The sequence below is a fragment of the Paraburkholderia strydomiana genome (assembly GCF_031456815.1).
In the GTDB taxonomy this organism is placed as follows: domain Bacteria; phylum Pseudomonadota; class Gammaproteobacteria; order Burkholderiales; family Burkholderiaceae; genus Paraburkholderia; species Paraburkholderia caledonica.
The window spans coordinates 111,554-127,986 of record NZ_JAVDVL010000008.1 but is presented as its reverse complement, the minus strand read 5'-3'; the positions used below and the strand labels follow the sequence as shown (position 1 = coordinate 127,986).

The 16,433-nt window shown below is 59.8% G+C and carries 14 protein-coding genes; 8 read left to right on the top strand and 6 right to left on the bottom strand.

Features of this window, described 5'->3' with window-relative positions:
* The first annotated feature begins 57 nt into the window (after positions 1 to 57).
* From J2W46_RS21675 to J2W46_RS21655, 5 genes are read left to right on the top strand one after another with little or no spacing between them, the layout of a single operon-like run.
* Complete coding sequence (locus J2W46_RS21675; protein WP_310355989.1) at positions 58 to 2,667, top strand: FHA domain-containing protein; 2,610 nt, start codon at positions 58 to 60, stop codon at positions 2,665 to 2,667.
* The gene (locus J2W46_RS21670; RefSeq protein ID WP_020068837.1) at positions 2,645 to 4,018 is read left to right on the top strand and encodes an HlyD family efflux transporter periplasmic adaptor subunit; all 1,374 of its coding nucleotides are present in this window, start codon (positions 2,645 to 2,647) and stop codon (positions 4,016 to 4,018) included. Before J2W46_RS21675 ends, J2W46_RS21670 begins: the two co-directional genes overlap by 23 nt.
* Positions 4,019 to 4,055: 37 nt before the next feature.
* The gene (locus J2W46_RS21665; RefSeq protein ID WP_310355987.1) at positions 4,056 to 4,808 is read left to right on the top strand and encodes a peptidylprolyl isomerase; all 753 of its coding nucleotides are present in this window, start codon (positions 4,056 to 4,058) and stop codon (positions 4,806 to 4,808) included.
* Positions 4,809 to 4,848: 40 nt separating this feature from the next.
* A complete protein-coding gene (locus tag J2W46_RS21660) occupies positions 4,849 to 7,908 on the top strand; it encodes a peptidase domain-containing ABC transporter (RefSeq protein ID WP_020068839.1) in 3,060 nt (1,019 codons plus the stop codon).
* Entirely contained in the window at positions 7,905 to 9,275 is a 1,371-nt protein-coding gene (locus tag J2W46_RS21655; RefSeq protein WP_310355984.1) for a sigma-54 interaction domain-containing protein, read from the top strand. Before J2W46_RS21660 ends, J2W46_RS21655 begins: the two co-directional genes overlap by 4 nt.
* Before the next feature lie 42 nt (positions 9,276 to 9,317).
* On the opposite strand, the gene J2W46_RS21650 is transcribed toward J2W46_RS21655, so the two are convergent.
* Together J2W46_RS21650 and J2W46_RS21645 are read right to left on the bottom strand one after the other, a co-directional pair.
* Entirely contained in the window at positions 9,318 to 10,088 is a 771-nt protein-coding gene (locus J2W46_RS21650) for a PP2C family protein-serine/threonine phosphatase (RefSeq protein ID WP_310355982.1), read from the bottom strand.
* Between the two features lie 5 nt (positions 10,089 to 10,093).
* Complete coding sequence (locus tag J2W46_RS21645; protein ID WP_013342362.1) at positions 10,094 to 10,381, bottom strand: hypothetical protein; 288 nt, start codon at positions 10,379 to 10,381, stop codon at positions 10,094 to 10,096.
* 462 nt (positions 10,382 to 10,843) lie between these two features.
* Here J2W46_RS21645 and J2W46_RS21640 point away from each other — a divergent pair, with 462 nt between their 5' ends.
* Together J2W46_RS21640 and J2W46_RS21635 are read left to right on the top strand one after the other, a co-directional pair.
* Positions 10,844 to 11,335 (top strand): lecithin retinol acyltransferase family protein, encoded by a 492-nt coding sequence (locus J2W46_RS21640; protein ID WP_087753054.1) that lies wholly within the window; start codon positions 10,844 to 10,846, stop codon positions 11,333 to 11,335.
* Positions 11,336 to 11,395: 60 nt separating this feature from the next.
* Positions 11,396 to 11,647 (top strand): hypothetical protein, encoded by a 252-nt coding sequence (locus J2W46_RS21635; RefSeq protein ID WP_020068843.1) that lies wholly within the window; start codon positions 11,396 to 11,398, stop codon positions 11,645 to 11,647.
* Here the strand turns inward: J2W46_RS21635 and J2W46_RS21630 are convergent.
* On the bottom strand, positions 11,644 to 12,522 hold the full coding sequence (locus tag J2W46_RS21630) for a LysR family transcriptional regulator (RefSeq protein WP_027778135.1): 879 nt from the start codon (positions 12,520 to 12,522) through the stop codon (positions 11,644 to 11,646). The two genes, J2W46_RS21635 and J2W46_RS21630, sit on opposite strands and share 4 nt — an antisense overlap.
* A gap of 99 nt (positions 12,523 to 12,621) precedes the next feature.
* Between J2W46_RS21630 and bla the strand changes: the two genes are divergently transcribed.
* Positions 12,622 to 13,587 carry a class A beta-lactamase gene (gene bla / locus J2W46_RS21625; protein ID WP_310355981.1) on the top strand — a complete coding sequence of 322 codons (966 nt, stop codon included), beginning with the start codon at positions 12,622 to 12,624 and terminating at the stop codon, positions 13,585 to 13,587.
* A 24-nt stretch (positions 13,588 to 13,611) separates the two neighbouring features.
* Here bla and J2W46_RS21620 read toward each other — a convergent pair whose 3' ends face one another.
* The 3 genes from J2W46_RS21620 to J2W46_RS21610 all read right to left on the bottom strand — a co-directional run bounded on the left by J2W46_RS21620 (position 13,612) and on the right by J2W46_RS21610 (position 16,369).
* On the bottom strand, positions 13,612 to 13,962 hold the full coding sequence (locus J2W46_RS21620) for a response regulator (protein ID WP_020068846.1): 351 nt from the start codon (positions 13,960 to 13,962) through the stop codon (positions 13,612 to 13,614).
* A 4-nt stretch (positions 13,963 to 13,966) separates the two neighbouring features.
* Positions 13,967 to 15,439 carry an ATPase domain-containing protein gene (locus tag J2W46_RS21615; RefSeq protein WP_310355978.1) on the bottom strand — a complete coding sequence of 491 codons (1,473 nt, stop codon included), beginning with the start codon at positions 15,437 to 15,439 and terminating at the stop codon, positions 13,967 to 13,969.
* 429 nt (positions 15,440 to 15,868) lie between these two features.
* Complete coding sequence (locus J2W46_RS21610) at positions 15,869 to 16,369, bottom strand: MarR family winged helix-turn-helix transcriptional regulator (RefSeq protein WP_020068848.1); 501 nt, start codon at positions 16,367 to 16,369, stop codon at positions 15,869 to 15,871.
* Between the last annotated feature and the right edge of the window lie 64 nt (positions 16,370 to 16,433).

The window sequence follows — 16,433 nt, the reverse complement described above, 5'->3', positions numbered from 1 at the left end:
GTGCTGAATCCGCTGCACTCTCGCTGCAGCGGGTAAACGATTAGTGATCCGGATAAAATGGCCGACGGAGAAACACCCATTGCAGAGACACGCGCGACTGTCGAAGCCGCTTTCGACGTGCTGTTGTCTCCGCTTGCATCCGCGCAACGACCTGCGCTGGACACAATCCGGATTGTCGACAACCTGTTCGCAATTGGGCGCAGCGAAGCGCCGTTCACCGATTACCCTGCTGAGCGGATTGCGCGTCTATCGCGCCGTCACGCGCGGGTCTTCGTCGAGCACGGCGCCATTTATGTTGCGGACCTCGAAAGCAAGAATGGCACGACGGTAAACGGCATCGCAGTGCGGCAAACGCCGGCGCGTGTGCGGGCAGGCGACGAACTGTGTTTCGGCGGCGAGCTGTGTTATCGCGTGAGCATTGAACCGCGCGCGCGCATCGTAGCGGCTGGCAGCACGGCACAAGCCCCTGCCTTGTTGCTCGTGCCGCAGCGCGACGATCTCGATCTTCAGCCGATCGAAGTGCAAGCGTTCCCGTTCCTCGTCAGCAAAGCCGATGATGTCTTTTCGCGCTACAAGGACCGCTACCCGCATCAGGTCAATTACATTTCCCGGCGGCACGCGCATATCTTTCTGAAGGGCTCGGAGCTTTACGTCGAAGATCTGGGCAGCACGAACGGCACATTCGTCGGTGGCAAACGTCTCGACGAATCAGCGCTGCCGCTGGCGGACGGCGACGTCGTTGCATTTGGCGGAGACCACTTCGTCTACAGGGTGACGCTGCAAAAACCGCCCGAAAACGAGCCGACCGTGACGCAACTGCTCCTCAATCCCTCAGTCGACGAAGCCGCGGACCCCGACAAGACAACGTTCGTGGGCGCGGCGAATTCGTTTCTCGACATCTTTTGCGTGGACCCTGCGCGGCAACGCGAGGACGAGATCAACGAGTCTGCACACGCGGCGTCGGCGCAAGCAAAGCGCGCGTCGCCGGGTGGCGGGGCGCCGGTGAGCGTTGCGAAGGGCGCCAATGGCGGGCGCGATGCCGACAGTGCCGCGAATGGAGCGGATAACAGCCAAAGCGTGAGCGTCTCCAAGCGCAGGCAGCGCCGCTGGCGACTCGTCGCGAGCGAACTTGGCAAGGCATTTGCAGGCGACGATCGTGCGGGCATGAGGCGCGTCGCCGCGTGGAGCGGCGTGGCCGTCGTGTTTTTCGCAGCCGCGGCGTTGGCGCTCTATCTGCGCGGTTCACCCGAGCGCGAGGTCAAAAATCTGCTCGCGAGCGGCGACTACACAAACGCCGTGAAGTCGGCGAAGAGCTATCTGGCGAGCCATCCCGCCGACCCGAAAGTCAGCGCGCTTGCGAGCGAAGCGCTGCTGAAGGCGAAGCTTCCTGGCTGGCTCAATGCACTGCAAAAGGCGCAGTTCGACCAGGCCGACGCAATGCTTGCCGACATGAAGTCGTTGAGCGCGAACAATGCGGATGCTGCGTCGTTGCTCGGCGAACTTCAATGGGTGGGCGATCTGGAGCGCTTCGTGGCGGGGCGAGGCGGCGTCGAAGCGCCGATCCGCATGTACGCGGACGAAGCGACGATAGGCGGCTTGCTGCAGCGTTGGGACGACGATCCCAAGAGCCATCAGCGTGCTCTCGACAGGATCGCGACATACGTACCCGTTTTTTCGGAACCGTACGCGCAGGCCTTGAGCCATCTGCGCAAGCTGGAGAGCGACGATTCGGTCTATCTCGCGGCAATTGAACGGTTAGACGGGATCATTCGCACCGAATTGGCGCGCGATAAACCAGCAGCGCTGCCGCCTGTACTGGATGATTACGCGCAACGCTATCCACGCCTTGCGGGACTCGACCGTGTACGCGACGATCTGCGTCAATACACCGCTTTGCTCGAAGCCGCGCTAGCTCGCAAATTGACCTCACTGCTTTCGCAAATGAAAGCCGCGCGCTTCAGCACACCGCCGTTTCAGGAGCAATACCGGCAACTTGCGGCAACGCGTCTGCCATCGGCAGATGTAATCCAGCGGCTCGACGCGGTGGCCGAAGCGTGGAAGCGCGGCGACGCGCAGCAGGCGCTGGCCGGCTTGCAGTCGATGCCCGCCGGTCCATGGTCGGATATGCTGACCGCCGACCTGACTCGCAAAAAAACGTTGCTCGACCAATACAGCGATTTGCAAAAAACGCGTGGTGGCAAAGATTACGACCAACGTCTGCTGTCGTTCTATGCGAGCCTCGATCCGTCGGCGGATGTGTGGTTCGCGCACTCGATCGAGAAGGACGTCGCCGCGTTGCACGATAAGGCACTGGCGCGTGCGCAAGATCTGATGCTGCGGGCGCAGAGTCTGTGGAAGCAATACCGCGCGAGCGGTTCGATCGGTGGCACACAACGGCTCGAAGCCGGCATCTCGTCGGGATTTCGCAACGAGGCGCGTTTGCTGTCCGACGCTCAAACCGCGGCGCAACAGGGCATGCGTATCTATTCGCAATTAAAGGCGGACCATCCTGCCGACTTTGACCGCCTGCTCGCGGATATCGAAGCCGAAACAAGCTTGCAGCGTCGCTCGCTCACCGAGTTGCGCATGGTGCTGGACCCGGGTCTTCTAAAGGCGAAGCTGGCGTTGATTGGAGGCGAGCAGAGTGAAACGCGACAGTCACCCTAGGCTGCTTTCGGAAGCGCTGGAAGATCACAGCGTCGAAGGTATCGCGATACTGACCGCTGAGCCGGTGCGGCTCGCGCGTGCGCTGATCTGGGCAATGGTCGGCTTGGTGGTGGCGGGACTCCTATGGTCGTTCGTGGGCCGCGCGGATGTGATCGTTAGCGCACAGGGCACGCTATCTCCGGATTCGGAAGTGCGCCGCATTTATGCGCCGATCGACGGCGAGCTGGCCGACCTGTATATCGCCGAGGGGCAGCCCGTGTCGAAGGGCGACGTGCTCGCCCGGCTCAACGCGCGCGGCGCTATCGAGGCCGCGAGCAATGCGTTGCAGGCGCAACTGAAGCTCGAAGACGCGGAGCGCGACTGGAAGCAGTTTCCTCAAAAGAAGGCGCTACTGGAACGAAGAGCCGCCGCGCTAAAGGCGCAAATGGAAGTCGAGGCCCGTCTGCATGAGAATCGCATTTCGGAAGGCACGAGCAAACTCGCGGAGGGGCAGAAAGCCGAACTCGACGAAGCGCGCAGCGTCCTCGATAACGCGCGGCGCGTGCGGGAGGCGGCGCGCCAGGAACTGGACCGCTATTCGCAACTGTTCGCGCAGCCAGGCGGCGGCGGAATAGCCGAACTGCAGGTCGAACAGAAGCGAACCGCTGCGATGGAAGCGGATAACGCCTACCGCGTCGCGCAATCGAAACTTGCCGAACTCGACTTCCGTTTGAGCCACGAATATGCAAAGGCGAATGCGGAACTGGAAACAAGCGGCCAGCAGACCACCGACCTTCAGCTTCAATATGACGCCGCCGTGCGCGACGTCACCGACGTCGAAGACAAGTTGCGGCTGCAACTACAAAGCGCGCGGCTTGTATCCGAAGCTGCTGCGCGGATACGTTTCGAGAACATCGACAAAGACAATTTCCTGCTGATTCTCGCGCCCGTTTCAGGCGTGATTACCGACGTCACGTCGACGCAGCGCGGCGACAAGATTCAGGCGAACTCGCCACTCGGCGGCGTTGCGCCTAAAGACGCGAAGCCCGTGTTGAAGATCGAGATTGCCGAACATGACCGCGCGTTCCTGCACGAAGGCCTGCCGGTCAAGCTCAAGTTCAATGCGTTTCCCTATCAACGTTATGGGTTGATCAGCGGCACGCTTGCTTATATCTCGCCGGCCACCAAGCCTTCATTGCAAGACAAACAGCCGGTTTACGAGGGTCGCGTCACGCTCGATAAAAACTACTACGAGATTGCGGGCACGCGTTATCCATTGCGTTATGGCATGACAGCGAGCGCGGAAATCGTGGTGCGCGAGCGGCGACTAATCGACCTGGGTCTCGATCCGTTCAGACAGTTGGCGGGTTGACCGTGCGGATCACTCATCAACCATGGGAGCGGACAACATGACCGCGATAGTGCGAATCGATGATGAAGTTGTGGATGTCAGCGAATTCATTCGACTTCTGAAACTGACTGGCCAGTTCGAAAGCCTGATTGAGCAGATCGTGCGCGACAAGCTCACCGTGCATGCGGCGAAGAAGCAGGGCCTTGCAGTGAGCGCCGACGAAATCCAGCAGCGCGCCGACCAGTTCCGGCGCGTGCGCGGCTTGCATCGGGCGACCGATATGAACCAGTACCTGGATGTGCTCAACGTGAGCCTCGACGAATTCGAGGCGTTCATCGCTGACGGGTTGTATCAGGAAAAGATGCTGGAGGAGGTCGGCAACGAGGCTGCCGTCAGAGACTATTTCGCGCTGAATTCACCGAAGTTCGACGCCATCGAGGTAAGCCATATCGTGCTCGATAGCGAAGGCAAGGCGAAGGAAATGATCTCGTATCTGCGCGACGATCCCGACAGTTTCGCCGATATGGCTCGCGAGCATTCCATTGCCGATACGCGTGAAGCGGGCGGCGTAATAGGCAAAGTACTGCGCGGCTCATTGAAGCCGGATATCGAGGCGAAGATCTTCAATGCGGCGGTGGGTGATTTGCTTGGCCCGTTCCCGTCAGCTGATCGATCGTGCTTTGAAATCTTTGCGGTGACGGCCAAATACCCGGCCACGCTCGACGCCGATGTCGCCGCCGAAGTCAGGCGTCTGCTGCGCGAAAGCTGGCTGATCGCGCGTGCGCAGGAACATGTGATCGAGGCGCGCTAACCGGGCGCAACCTGAAAAGTCGAATCGAGGTCCGCAGCTTATGGATGCACCCCAGACCGCACCGTCCGCCGCCGAGTTTCTCGCCTCGGTGGAAATACTGTCGCCTTTTTCGCGCGATGAGATCGACCGCCTGGCTGAATATGCGCAGGCGCGCTTCTATTCGTTTGGCGAAACGGTATGTTCTGCAGGGGAGACCGCCGACGGCTTATACGTGGTCCGCTCGGGCACGGTGCGCATCTTTGTCGAGGAGAACGGCAAGGAAACGAGTATGGGAGTGCGCAAGTCGGGAGAAATTTTCGCCGACATTGCAATGCTGCGTACGTATGTGCATGAAGCCTCGGTGCGGGCGTCGGCGAAGACGGAGTTGCTGTTCATCCCACGCGCAGCAATCGAGCCGGTGATCACGGCCAATCAGGCCGCGCTTGCTTTTGTCGCGAGTTATGTCGCAATCAATTCGGCCGGCGGCTTTGTCGCGCAGTTGTTCGATCTGCGCGGCAAACTGAACAAGGCTGAGCTTGAAGAATACGTGCGCAGTGTGGGTGTCAAACGTGTCGCTGCAGGCAAAGAGATTCTCAAGCAGGAAGCACGCGACGACCGGCGTTTATACGTCGTGCGTCAGGGTGAAGTGCGCATCGTTCGGCATGAGGAGGGGCGCGACTATACGCTCGCGACGCTCGGCGAAGGCGAAATATTCGGCGAGAAAGCGTGCCTGATGCGCCAGGAACAAATGGCCTCCGCGGTTGCGTCCACCGATGCGCGACTGCTGGTGATTCCCGAGCGCACCGTTCATTTCATTCTTGAACGCAATCCGAAACTGCGCGAGGTGCTGGACGAGCGTATTCGTTACGTCGACCGTGAGTTACAGCGGCAAAAGCGGCTGGAGCAACGCCGTAAGCTGCCGTTGATGCTCGACCTGCAGAGCAAGGCCGAGTTCGGCGAAAAAATAATCAAGCGTTTTGCGCTGGTTGAACAGGCCGAGGAAATGGATTGCGGCGCGGCGTGCCTCGCAATGATCTGCCGTCACTACAGCATTCCGATGACGCTCGGCAAACTGCGCGAACTCGCCAATGTGACCACGCAGGGCGCGACGCTCGACAGCCTTGCCCGTGCGGGGGAATCGCTCGGCTTTACAGCGCGTGGCGTGCAATGCACGTTCGATTCGTTACGTGGATTCGATCTACCGTTCATCGTGCATTGGGAGGGCTATCACTATGTCGTGGTGTATGGGCTCTCCACGGAGTACGTATGGGTCGCGGACCCGGCGCTAGGCTTCCGCAAATTGACGGTTGAGGATTTCGAGCGCGGCTGGAGCGGTACATGTCTGCTCTTTACGGGCGGCCCTCACTTACTGCAAATGTCGGCGTCGCGTTCACCGTGGATTCGTTTTGTCGGCTACCTGAAGCCGTACAAAAAAATTCTCGGTCACCTGTTTCTTGCGACGTTCGTGATTCAGGTACTCGGCGTGATTCCGCCGCTCATCATCCAGAACATTCTGGACGGCGTAATCGTGCACCAGAATGTGAGCTTGCTACATCTGCTGATAGGCGGCCTCATTATCTCCAATGTATTCTCGCAACTCATGTCGTCGATCCGAGCGTACCTTGCCAATTTCATGGTGCGCAATATGGACTTTGCGATGATGTCACAGTTCTTCAAGCACACGATGTCGTTGCCGTTCTCGTTTTTTGCAAAGCGCAAAACCGGCGACATATTCGCGCGTTTCCAGGAGAACCAGACGATTCGTGCATTTCTCACGGAATCCACCGTGACGACAGCGCTGAATCTGCTGATGGTGTTCATCTACTTCACGATCATGTTCGTCTACAACGTGAAGATGACGCTCGTGCTGATCGGCTTCGTCATTCCGATCATGGCGCTGACCGCGTTGGCGACGCCTCGAATCAAGAATTATGCGCGCGAGGTTTTCAACGCATCGACGGAATCGAAGTCGTTTCTGATGGAAGCGCTCGCCGGTGTCGAAACGGTCAAGGGCATGGGCATCGAGCGGCCCGTGCGTTTGCGCTGGGAGAAGAAATACGCGAAAGCGCTCGAAGTGCAGTACCGCGCACATGCTTTCAATATTCTCGTTGGGCTCGGCAGTCAACTGCTGAATGCCGCGACCACGATTGCGATTCTGTGGGTAGGTGCGAATCTCGTGCTCGCGCGCGAGATGACAATCGGTCAGTTGATTGCATTCAATGCATTCATGGGAAGCGTGCTCGGTCCCTTGATGGGACTCGTCGGATTATGGAGCATGCTCAATGACGCGGGCGTCGCAATGGAGCGCCTTGGCGATGTGCTCGACATCGAGCCAGAACAGAGGCCGCAGGATCTGCCGTCACGCGTCATGCTGCCCGAACTGCAGGGCGAAATCAGCCTGAGCGGTGTGTACTTCCGCTATGGCGAAAACGATTCCGCTTATGTGTTGGAGAACATCAGTTTCGACATCAAACCCGGCGAACTCGTAGCGATAGTCGGACGCAGCGGTTCGGGCAAAACGACGCTGGCCAAGTTGCTGGTCGGCTTTTACGCGCCGAGCGAGGGGAAGATGTCGATTGATGGTTACGACCTCGGCGTGGTCGACAAAGCCTATTTCCGCGCGCAGATCGGTTATGTGATGCAAAGCAACCTGCTGTTCTCGGGCACGATTGCCGAGAACATAGCAAGCGGCGACGACGCACCCGACCGCCGACGCATCGAGGAAGTCGCCAGAATGGCGGATGCGCATGCGTTCATCAGCAAGATGCCGCTTGGTTATGAGCAGATTGTCGGCGAGCGCGGAATAGGTTTGTCCGGCGGCCAGATCCAGCGTCTGTGCATTGCACGCGCGCTGTATCACGATCCGCGCCTGCTGGTATTCGACGAAGCCACCTCTGCGCTCGATTCGCAGTCGGAGAGCAACATTCTCGGCAATATGCACGACATTCTGAAGGGCCGCACGGCAGTGATCATCGCGCATCGGCTGAGCACCATCATGCGTGCCGACAAGATTCTCGTGCTCTATGAAGGCGCAATCGTCGAACAGGGCCGTCATGAAGAACTGATCCAGCGCGGTGGCATGTACTACCAGCTGGTTCAGAAACAACTGAGTACGTCATGATGAAGATACTCGACCAGATTGAAGACATCAGTCCGGCCATTTCATATGCCGGCCTGATCGAGCGGATCGAGATTCTGCGCTCGACACTGCGGTGGTCGTCGCGGCTGGAGCGCACGGATATCGACAAGCTGCTCAGGCAAGCCACGTCGCTACGCGACGAGGTCATGCAGCTTTCGCATAAGGAGCGCTTTGTGCAAGCCGCGGCGGCAGCAGAGCCCGAACAGCGCGCCGAGCAGTCGCGCGGTGCACGCAGGCAGGCGCTGCTTGAGCGCAGCTTCATTTTCGAGGGCACGTTCGGCGACAATCCGCGTCTGCTCGAGTCGCTCGAAATCGCCGAGAAAGCGGCGCCGACCGACTTGCCCGTTCTGATCGACGGTGAAAGCGGGACCGGTAAGGAACTGATGGCCAAAGTCATTCACGCGAACGGTTCGCGGTCGGATAAGCCGTTTATCTCGGTGAACTGTGGCGCGATTCCTGACAATCTGCTGGAGTCGGAACTGTTCGGTCATCGCAAGGGCGCGTTCACGGGCGCTTCAAACGACCGTAAAGGGAAATTCGAAAGCGCGCATACAGGTACCATTTTTCTCGACGAGATCGGCGAGTTGCCGCTCGCGGGTCAGGTCAAGCTTCTGCGCGTGCTGGAGGCGCACGAGATTCAGCGCGTGGGTTCCGACGAAACCATTGCAGTCGATACGCGCATAGTCGCAGCAACGAATCGCAATCTGCGCAAGCTCAGCGAAGAAGGCAGGTTTCGCGAAGATCTGTTTTATCGGCTTAGCGTCATTCATGTGACGCTGCCGCCGCTGCGCGAACGGCGTGACGAGATTCCGCTGCTGATCGCATGGTTCGGCGACGAGGCGGCCGGCACGCTCAAACGCAGGCCCGTGAGATTAACCCCACGTTTGAGGGACTTTCTGCTCAATTACGGGTATCCCGGCAACATCCGCGAATTGCGCAACTTGATGTATCGCATCTCGTGTCTTGCGGGGGATATGGCGGACATGGATCATTTGCCGACCGATATGCGGCCCGCAGCGCCGGGAACAGTGGCGTTGCAAAGCGGCGCGAACAGCACAGGGCAAGAACAGATCAGCGTGGCGAACCTGATGTCGCTCAGCGATGCAAAGCGCGCCGCAAGCGACGACGCGGAGAAAGCCTTTCTGGAGCGTGGACTGCGCGAAGTGAACGGCACGGTGGCCGAACTGGCGCGGCGCATCGACATGAACCGGTCGCATCTGCAGATGCTGCTGAAGAAGCACGGTCTGCATTCGAAAGACTTTCGCAACCGTAACGTCGTCTCCACGAACAGGAACGGCGCCGCCGAGCATGCAGACCAAGCCGAGGACGACGGCGAAGGCGATACATAATGCCGTCAGCCGAAAAGATCGAACGGCGTGCGACTCAAGACCTCATGGTGCCGGGTTCAGAAGCGTTTTGTCCGCGGCGTGAGGGTCTTCGGCGCGTACCACGACCGCAGTAATGTTGTCGCGGCCGCCGCGCTCCAGGGCGAGGCTCACCAGTTGATCGGGCGCGTTGCCGTGTGCTGCCGTAGACAATACAGATAGCATGTCGTCTTCGCCGATCTCGTTGCTCAGGCCGTCGCTGCAAAGCAGAAAGATGTCGCCGTCCGCAACTTCGATTGCGTCGTCGTCGAGTTCGAGCAGATCCGTCGCACCCACGGCCCGCGTAATCATGTGCTGCGCGGGATGATGCCGCGCTTCTTCGTCGGTAATCACGCCAAGCGACTTGAGCGCTTCGACCTGACTGTGGTCGCGCGTGAGCTGGCGTAACTGTCCGTCGCGAAGAAGGTAGAGGCGGCTGTCGCCGGCCCATACATAACCACAGAAGCGATCGCAGGCGAGCAGCGCGACGACCGTGCTGCCAATGCGTTGCACCTGGCGGCGCGCGGCCTCTTCTCTCAACAGACGATTAGCAGCCTGCAAATGTGCGCGCGCGTCGGCCAACAACGCTTTCATGCTGACGGGCGCGGCGAGCCGCTTCAATTCGTCAATGACGACGCGGCTCGCGACGTCGCCCACCGCGTGTCCGCCCATGCCGTCGGCGACTGCCCAGCGTCCGAGTTCGGACTGGTCGAGGCAGGCGTCTTCGTTGATTTCACGCACGCGCCCCGCGTCGGAGCGCGCGGACGACGTCCATCGGAATAGGCTCGCACAAGTCACAACGGCTACACCATATCGTTTCTGCTGCGTGCGTCGGGAGAGACACTGATGTTCGAGTTGGCGCCTGTATTGCGCACATCGACCGACTGGAACTGGTTGATCATCTGGTTAGCATAGAAGTTGTTGGAAACCTCGTACAGGTTCACGACCGGTCCAATGCTCGGCGTTTCCCGCACATAAGGTTGAATCCAGCCATACACCCAGGGCGCTCCACCGCCGCCGCGAATGGCCGCCATTGCTTTGCGGTCGAGTGCGAGGTTGAGTGAAAGATCGTTCACAGAAATAGAAGCCATGTCGTTCTCCGGTTGGCCGCGTGCGCAACGCGCGCGGTTTTAATGGATCTGGACAAGGATCGTGCAAGTGCTATGCCAATCGCTGCATGACGCCACGCGGTTTGCCGCACAGCGTTGACTGGCCTGCGATTCCGCTCATTCGAGCACTGTTTCAGCGGTGCACTGTTGATCGACAGGTCGGCGCGCATCCAACAGACCCGCTTGCGAACCGGTGTAGCGCCCAACACATTCCTGGCGAGTCGACAACAACCCAACTGCAGCGTGAATCGCCATTCTGGCCGTGGCAAAAAGAGCGCCGCGCGCCAACACTTCAGTGCATATTCTGTCGCTCGGCGGCCCACAGTTTTCCTCGTCGAAGAAGTGGCACTCGGCGGAAAGCCTTATAAACAAAGGCTTTTTCGCACATGGCCCGGATGATGCAAAAGACCTCGCAACAGTGTTGGAAACCGAGCGAGGCCAGCCATGAACACGATCCAACTTAAGACGAGCGACACCCGCGACGATTGCATGTCCACGATCGACTTGCCCATCGGCTCGCATCTCGTGTCAGCCCGCTGCGGTTATGAGCATCACGGCATCTACGTGGGCAATGGCCGTGTGGTTCATTACGCAGGCTTCGCCGGTTCGGTGCATCGTGGACCGGTCGAAGAAGTCGGCCTCGATCGCTTCGCGGCAGGACATCCGCTCTCGGTTCGCGCGACTCCCCATGCACGTTATATCGGCGACGAAGCGGTGCGCCGCGCGCGCTCACGGCTCGGCGAAAACCACTACCGGCTGCTGACCAACAACTGCGAGCACTTTTGCGCGTGGGTGCTGCTCGGCGAAAGCCGCAGTGAACAGGTGCATTGCAGCTTGCGTCATCCGCGTACCGGCATGCATGTGCTGATGTGCCTCGTGAAGGCTTTCGTCGAAAGCGGCGCCACCGGCGCAAACAGCGGACAGCTCGCCGCATAGCTCGCGTGAGCTATCGGATCGACCTCGGGTATTCAAGTGAAGGAATGAAGGAGAACCATCATGGCAACCGCTGAAAAGACCTTGCACTGGGCCGTCGACAAATGGCTCGCACCGACTCCGTCAATGCCCGCACGTGTCGTGGAGTTTTGCCACCGCGCTTCGCATCAACGGTTCGTGCGTGTTGAAGCGCTGCGCCCGTCCGGCCTGTTGTCCATCTTCTTCTTCCGTCACGACGATGGCTCATGGAACGTGTTTCCGCCGCAAGCAGAGCGCCCCGCGATGAACGGTCATCGGCGCACCGGGCTTTGCTAACGCGGCATGTGTGCAGCCGCTTCCTTGATGAGCCACTGGCTGAACAGCAGCATCGCGGGTGTCATCGCCTTGCCCTTTAGCCATGTGAGCCAGTAACTTCCCGCCTGCACTTCGACATCGAAGGGCCGCACGAGGCGGCCCGTGTTGATTTCGCGATCGAACATCAGCGCGGGCGCGAGCGCGATGCCCGCGCCTTGCATGGCCGCTTCGACCATGAGCCGTGACGAATCGAACACCGGTCCCCGAATTGGACGCGGCGCGATACCGGCGGCTGCGAACCAGTTGATCCAGTCGTCTGCGCGATACGAACGCAACAGCGTTTCGTCGACGAGATCTGCGGGCGTGGACAATCTCGCAGCAATCTCGGGCGTGCATAGCAGCGCGAGCGGCGCGTCGAGCAGGCGTGTGGCGAGTGACCCGGGCCACGTGCCGTCGCCGAAGCGGATCGCGAAGTCTAGCCCCTCAGTGGCGAGATCCACGAGATTGTTATTGGTCAGAAGCCGCAGCTCGACAAAGGGATGTGCATCGCGAAACGATTTGAGCCGCGGCATCAGCCAACCGACCGCGAACGTGCCGACCACACCGACCGTCAGTACTTCATGAAAGTGACCGCCTTCAAATTGCTTGAGCACCGCCTCGATGCGATCGAATGCGTCGGTGAGCACGGGGCGCAGTGCAAGACCTTCATCGGTCATCGCAAGGCCGCGTGGCAGGCGCTTGAATAGCGCGGTGCCAAGACGCTCTTCGAGCGTTCTGACCTGCTGGCTGACGGCGGCCTGCGTGACGTTCAGTTCGAGCGCCGCGCGGGTGAAGCTCAGGTGCCGCGCGGACGATTCGAAGGCGCGCAGCGCATTGAGCGGAAGATAAGGTCTCATAGCCGAGGCATAAGTTTTTCTTGTGAGCGCACTAACTTATCATCGTTTGTCAGTGAAAGCTGGAAAACCGATAGTTGCGGCTTCACACAAGGAGCTGCAATGATCACGAGAAGAAAATTTGCGCGCACGATGCTGGGCGTTTCGATAGTTGGCGTTGGTGGCTTTGCTGGCGCCGTGTTCCGAAGCGGCGATGCATGGGGCAAAGACGCCGGACCGGCCAAGCGCACCACGTCGGCAACGCCGCGGCAAGAGTTGGCAAAGGCCGATACGATCCGCGCGCGGCTGCGGGAGATCGAAGCAGATAGCGGCGGACGGCTCGGTGTCGCGATCGTCGACACGACATCGGGCCTGCACGCCGGCTTACATGCGGACGAACGCTTTCCGATGTGCAGCACGTTCAAACTGCTCGTTGCGGGCGCGATATTGGCGAGGGTGGATCGCGGCGAGGAAGACTTGCAGCGACGCATCGTCTACTCGCAAAGCGAGCTTGTGCCGAACTCGCCGGCGACATCGAAGCACACGCGTGAGCGCACCGGCAACACGGGAATGAGCGTTGGCGATCTGTGCAAGGCGGCGATCACGCTCAGCGATAACACGGCCGCTAACCTGTTGCTGGCGAGCTTTGGCGGTCCTGCCGCCTTGACCGAATTTGCGCGCAGTCTGGGTGACGGCATCACGCGTCTGGACCGGATCGAGCCCACGCTTAACGAGGGGACGCCCGGCGATCCGCGCGACACTACGACACCGAACGCAATGCTCGGCAATCTGCGTGAGTTGGTGCTCGGCGAGCATTTGACTTCGTCGTCGCGAGCGCAATTGCTTGCGTGGCTCGCGGCCAATGAGACCGGCGGCGAGCGGATTCGCGCAAAACTGCCGAAGGACTGGGGCGTTGGCGATAAGACCGGCACAGGCGATCACGGCACTGCCAACGACGTGGCGATCGTGTGGCCACCCGGCCGCGGTCCCATTCTCGTCGCGGTCTATCTGACGGAAACGGCAGGCGACGCGGCGCGTTGCAATTCGGCTATTGCGAGCGTCGGCGCGCTAGTGGCGCAGTCGGTTTAACGGCTGCGCCAACGGCCTGTGCTTTTACCCTGAAACGCGCTTGAGCATGGTCAGCAGCGCGTCGAATGAAATCGGCTTGCGCGCGTACTGGATGGACGGATTCTGCTGCGCGGGAATGTCGGCGGCCGCGCTGCAGAGAATCACCGGAATGGTGCGCAGGTCCGGATCGGCGTAAAGCGCTGCGCAAAGCTCCAGGCCTGACATGACCGGCATCATGCAGTCCGACACGATAACGTCCGGCCGGGTCTTGCGTATCTGATCGAGCGCGGCCGCGCCATTCGATGCGGTCAGCACCGTATAGCCGTGACGTTCGAGCAGCAGCCGCCATACAGTGAGGATGTCGAATTCGTCATCCACAACCAGAATGGTTTTCATGGGGCTACGCCGGTCGCCGCGACTGCAACGTCGCGGACAAGCCTGTGGCCGAAGAAACCGCGGCGCTAAACGGACTTTCAATAACATCCAGCCCGTGTGAGGAGATTACGAGCTCATGGGTAGACGGATCATGCGCGCTCTCCCGCTGCTTGACGATTGAAATTGCACGCCGCAGTCCTGCTTCGGTTTCCGCGTAGCGCAACAAGACGAGATTTTCTGTAAGTGCCGATACACGCGTGCTTCGACAATTGCCGTGGTCTGGATAGAGCGGCATTTCTTCGGTGATGAGCGCCGTGATGCCGGCTTCGCGCAACTGATGCAGCAATGCGTTCAGGAATAGCCCGAAGCGCTCGACGCGCAACGCGGAATCGCGGAAACCTTCCACGCCGTCGATCACCATGCGCGTTGCCCCGATTTCTCTCGCCGTGGCAAGCGCGTTAGCGGCGATCTCGTCGACGGCAAGTTCAATGGCCGGCTGCCATTGAATGGCAAGACGACCGTCCTGGTACGCGTCGTTGAGAGGTATCGAAACGGCTTCTGCTTTACCGAGCAGTCGTTGCGGTCCTTCGTAAGAGCCGAGATAGAGGCAGCGTTCGCCGTTCGCGACACCTGCGGCAAGGAATTGCAGGCAAAGCATGGTTTTGCCGACACCCGACGGCCCGATCAACGTCGTAGTCGAGCCTTGCGACAGACCGCCGCCGAACATGATGTCGAGATGCGGTAAGCCGAAGCTGATCCGCGTTTTCAGATCCACCGGTCCGCTCGACGGCGCGCACTGCGATTCGAGACGCGGATACATGAGGAGCCCGCTCTCCGCGATGCGAAAGTAGTGCTTGCCCATCAGGTGATTGCGCGCGCGCAGCTTGTGGACTTCGATTTCGCGGGCGCGGCGCATACCGTCGCTGAAGCGGTTCAGTTCGATCAGGCCGTCGACCAGCGTGTGCTCAGGATGCGGCTCGTTGCCGGACAGCGGCGCGAGGAGCAGCGTCGTGCAGTCCATTGCCGCGACGAGCGCATTGAGTTCGTGAATGAACTTGGACAACGACAGTTCGGTTTCGCTGAATTCGCGCGCGCTCCGAAAGCCGTCGATGATCATGAGGCTCGGCCGGTAATCGTAGATGCTCGACGCAATCAGTTTCAGGAAGCCGTCCAGACCGTCCTGCATGAGTTCGTGATAACCGGAAACGAAAAGCATCTGCTGCGCGACTGCGTTTTCGTCGAAGAAAGTCAGACGCTTCAGGTGTGCGAGCAACTTGTCGTGCGATTCAGCGATCAAGGTCATGTACAGCACCTTCTCGCCCCGGCTTACGCGATGAAAGCCGATCTGGCTGGATAGAATCGTCTTGCCTGCGCCGGCCATGCCTTCGAGAAGATAGACGCCGCCCCGGACCAGCCCGCCGCCAAGAATCTCGTCGAGACCGGGCACGCCCGTATCAACGTTGGCGCGAAGAAAGGTCTGCGATTCGTGAATAGTCATTATGGTGTGCGTTGAAGTACAAACACAGGCGGTTCGCTGACGTCCGCCCGCAACCTGAACTAACCTCGTTAGCAATGTGCGTTCCCGGTATTGACCGGCTAAAACGCATAGGGAGAATGGCTGACACGCGATTCTACGTGTCCGTTGAGCGCTTGACCACGGCCATATTGGTGCAAGGTCAGGGGACAAGTGAGCCGAACGCGCTCCGATACGAACGCAGCGCAGCCAACCGAAAATGAAAAAGTTATTCTGGGCGGCGCACAAAGTACAAAACAGGTACGTGCAAAGCTACTTAACCGCACGGCATTTCTCTACTGGCGAGCGAGTGGCCAGACATGCCAATGCCACGCTTCGCGCGTTCCCTTCGCGCGTTCATTAGCGAGCGGCTATATTAGCCATCCTTAACAAATTTTTCCCTGACCGACGATGCTATCCGCGCAGGTTGCGCACGAAAGTTTCAAGGTGACGCTGCACCGTGCCGGCCGCTTCGAATTCGATGCCTTCGAGCATCTGCTTTTCAATCGTTCTAACCGCCTGCTCGCATTGACGCAGTACGGCCCGTCCCTCGTCGGTTAATTGCAGCAGCACGATGCGACCGTGCGTGGGGTCCGGCTCGCGGCTCACCCAGTTACGGCTCGCCATTGCGTTCATCACCTCGTTGGCAGACTGAGGCGTGATGAACGAGCGTTCGGCAAGCTGCGCGTTCGACGCCTGCCCCTTTGCTTCGAGAACGGACAGTGCGGTGAATTGCGCGAGCGTCAAGCCGAGCGGCGCAAGCGCTTCGCTCATACGGCGCCGCAGGATGCGGTCGAGACTGCCTATCACATAGGTCAGGCGCAGGGCGGGCCGGCGAGTACGCGTAGTGGCGGCTTCAAGAGTCGAATTCTGGTTTTTGCTCATTGTCGGCACGAGATTCAGGCTATCCCGCATCTTATCGCGGCTTGCCGTATACAATTCGGCACCGCTTGAATTTTGCCAATACTGACATCGCACC

Coding starts and splice junctions, on each gene's coding strand:
- J2W46_RS21640 (WP_087753054.1), top strand. CDS start 10,844: ATGAACACGATCCAACTTAAGACGAGCGACACCCGCGACGATTGCATG.
- J2W46_RS21635 (WP_020068843.1), top strand. CDS start 11,396: ATGGCAACCGCTGAAAAGACCTTGCACTGGGCCGTCGACAAATGGCTC.
- bla (WP_310355981.1), top strand. CDS start 12,622: ATGATCACGAGAAGAAAATTTGCGCGCACGATGCTGGGCGTTTCGATA.
- J2W46_RS21630 (WP_027778135.1), bottom strand. CDS start 12,522: ATGAGACCTTATCTTCCGCTCAATGCGCTGCGCGCCTTCGAATCGTCC.
- J2W46_RS21610 (WP_020068848.1), bottom strand. CDS start 16,369: ATGCGGGATAGCCTGAATCTCGTGCCGACAATGAGCAAAAACCAGAAT.
- J2W46_RS21645 (WP_013342362.1), bottom strand. CDS start 10,381: ATGGCTTCTATTTCTGTGAACGATCTTTCACTCAACCTCGCACTCGAC.
- J2W46_RS21665 (WP_310355987.1), top strand. CDS start 4,056: ATGACCGCGATAGTGCGAATCGATGATGAAGTTGTGGATGTCAGCGAA.
- J2W46_RS21620 (WP_020068846.1), bottom strand. CDS start 13,962: ATGAAAACCATTCTGGTTGTGGATGACGAATTCGACATCCTCACTGTA.
- J2W46_RS21660 (WP_020068839.1), top strand. CDS start 4,849: ATGGATGCACCCCAGACCGCACCGTCCGCCGCCGAGTTTCTCGCCTCG.
- J2W46_RS21675 (WP_310355989.1), top strand. CDS start 58: ATGGCCGACGGAGAAACACCCATTGCAGAGACACGCGCGACTGTCGAA.
- J2W46_RS21655 (WP_310355984.1), top strand. CDS start 7,905: ATGATGAAGATACTCGACCAGATTGAAGACATCAGTCCGGCCATTTCA.
- J2W46_RS21615 (WP_310355978.1), bottom strand. CDS start 15,439: ATGACTATTCACGAATCGCAGACCTTTCTTCGCGCCAACGTTGATACG.